A 2,767-nucleotide genomic window follows, 5' to 3' on the forward strand; every position below is an offset into this window, starting at 1 on the left:
CAAAATCCAACTCTCCAAAGGAATTTCGGTTAGCGTATAAATTTGGAATTGTCTCAATAGATCCGCCTTCTTCGAGATATGTATATGTAGATTCTAATTCTGGTGAAATTTTATCCAGTAAAGACGCTAGAAGATACGAGGGAATTTCATTTCCAAGTCCAAAACCTCCCATAGAAATAGATGCCGATTATAGTCGTTGTATAATAGACAGAGAATATTGTATCAAACAGGGAACAGCGTCTACTCGTTTTAGCGGATTACAATCGATTACAACTTGGACGGCAGGAAAGACGAATCATTTTGAACTGAAAGATAATTCTAGAGGTGGTGGAATTTATACTTACTCATGGGAATTTATAAAAGATCCAATATTGGATATTCAACTTTTGAATATTCCAATAATTGATACTAGTAATAATTGGACAAAGTTAGAATATCATGACAGCTATAATCACGATGCGTTATTGGATGCACATTGGGGAATTGAAATGACTTATGACTATTTTAAATCCGTTCACAATCGATTGAGTTATGACGGAGATGATAGCAGAGTATTTAATAATGTACATTATTTTAATGCATTTGTAGCCAATAACGCATACTGGGATCCCGTCACGGAAGAAATCTATTACATATACTGTCCTCATAATAACAGTATATGTAAAGGTTTTAATTTACCAATTCTTTTAGACCCTACGTATGAAGACTTTACATCTTTGGATATTGTATCTCATGAATTTGGACACGGTGTCAATGGGGACCTTGCAGGTTTCGTTCTTGATATGGAGCCCGGTGCTCTTGACGAAGGATTCAGTGATATTTGGAATGTTGCTGTAAATAACTACGTAAACAAAGTTTTAGGAATGCAAAAGAACATCTGGTTAGTAGGAGATGAAACCGTTCCAGGAGGAGGAATGCGTTCTGTGTCAAATCCGAAATCTACTACAGTATTGTATCCGGGACCAAATACATATTACGGAGATCTTTGGGATTTCGAGGATAACGAAGCGCATACAAACAGTCTTGTCTTGAGCCATTGGTTTTATACTTTATCCAAAGGAAAAATAGGATTTAACGATCACGAATGCACGTATAATGTTTCTGGGATTGGTATAGAAAAAGCCGAAAGAATTGCTTATGTTGCCCTTCTTTTTCTTTCTTCTACGTCCGGTTATACATCTGCAAGAACCGCTGCAATTATTGCTGCTAAAACATTGTATGGTCTGTTTTCTTCGGAAGTAAAAAGCACAATCGATGCTTGGGATGCAGTAGGCGTTCCGGCAGAGACAGCTTCTCGCGGAGGAGAAGGAATGGTCAAGCCGCGTCATTATATCGCTTCTGTAAAACTTTCTAATGTAAAGAACGATTCCGGAAACGACTGTGGATACAAGGATAATTCATACTTACTTCCGACGGTCTTTAGGGGAGCGACGTATAACATTGTGTTATTGAGTCAGGGCTCGGCAAGTAATCCATCAAAAGTTCACAAATGGAGAGTGTGGATCGATTTCAATCGAAACGGTAGTTTTGAATCTTCGGAAATGGTAGTTCAGGATACTGTTAATTCTTCGTTTGGAGGAACATTACAAAAATCGATTCAGATTCCAACAAGCGCACTTACTGGATATGCGAGAATGAGAGTTTCTATGAAGGCAGCTCAAAGCGGAGAAGCTTATCAACGCTCGGATGAATCCTTTGTAGAAGGGGAAGTGGAAGATTATGTTGTTTCGATCATAGATTTTAGTCTTTAGAAAATTCTAATATAATTGCGAAAAATTTCAAAATCAGATTAGTAGGTTAAACTGATTTTGGGATTTTTTCGCAGTTTAAATTTAAAAGTTTTCCGTAAAATCTAAAGGAATCTCGAAGGTAAATTTCTTATTGAATAATAGAGTTATTGAAAAATTTCATAATTCAGATCAACAAGACCGTTTTAATCTACTGTTTCCACGAAACGGAAACTAATGGAGAATTAATTTTTCAAAAACTCTAATGATCATAAAATAGAGATTTTTTAAAGATAATTTTATTTTCAAATCGAGTTTTCTCATAAAATCGTCTTTTAAACGAATTCCTTTCTATTAAAGACTTATTCGATAGGAAACTATTTATTTTTAAATAAAATTTATCATTCCTTCTAGAAAACAAACCATGTTTATGGAAAATTTTTAACTCAAAACTCAACAGATGTAAAATAACCTTAGATCAAGTTCTTTTTCCTTTCAGTTATAATGTATTTCATTATTAGCCTCCTTCCTCAATAGTTTAAGCATATTCGTCAATTCAAAAGAAGTTTAAAAAAAATCTAATTTTTTCGATTTTTTAGACAACTTTAAATAGGTTCTGTTGTTACGTTTAAGACGTAAAATTCTATATTATAATATTTATAAAATATATATTTAATATAAAAAATAGTTTATTTTTTAAATATATTTCTTTTCTTATGCATTTTTCTTAGATCCTCATTTTTTGAAGGATTTAAAATTATGTATGATTAGTTGAAGTATTTAATTTTCGATTTAGCAGAAGACAGTTTCAAAATTAAAACAGAGAGGATTGAATGAGATTTTTTAATTTATTAAAGACCAATTCGAATATAAAAATACTTTTAAGTATTATTATATTATCGATTTTGATTTTATTTTCTTGTAAGGAAAAACAGGGACCAGGGATAGAATCTTGGTTTTGGGTTTTAAATCCAGTTCAACTGGATAGTAAAGCAATTTCTGAAAGGACGTATACGTCAGACGGTAGGATAACGTTTGCG

At 33.0% G+C, this 2,767-nt stretch carries 2 protein-coding genes; both read left to right on the plus strand.

Annotated features, from left to right (window positions below):
- Positions 1–1,751 (plus strand): M4 family metallopeptidase (locus LEP1GSC059_RS20595; protein ID WP_017213167.1); only part of this gene is annotated, 1,751 nt, incomplete at its 5' end.
- Between the two features lie 809 nt (positions 1,752–2,560).
- On the plus strand, positions 2,561–2,767 hold a 207-nt coding region (locus tag LEP1GSC059_RS24500), incomplete at its 3' end, for a hypothetical protein (protein WP_020981327.1).

It is taken from the genome of Leptospira noguchii serovar Panama str. CZ214 (assembly GCF_000306255.2).
Classification (GTDB): Bacteria; Spirochaetota; Leptospiria; order Leptospirales; family Leptospiraceae; genus Leptospira; species Leptospira noguchii.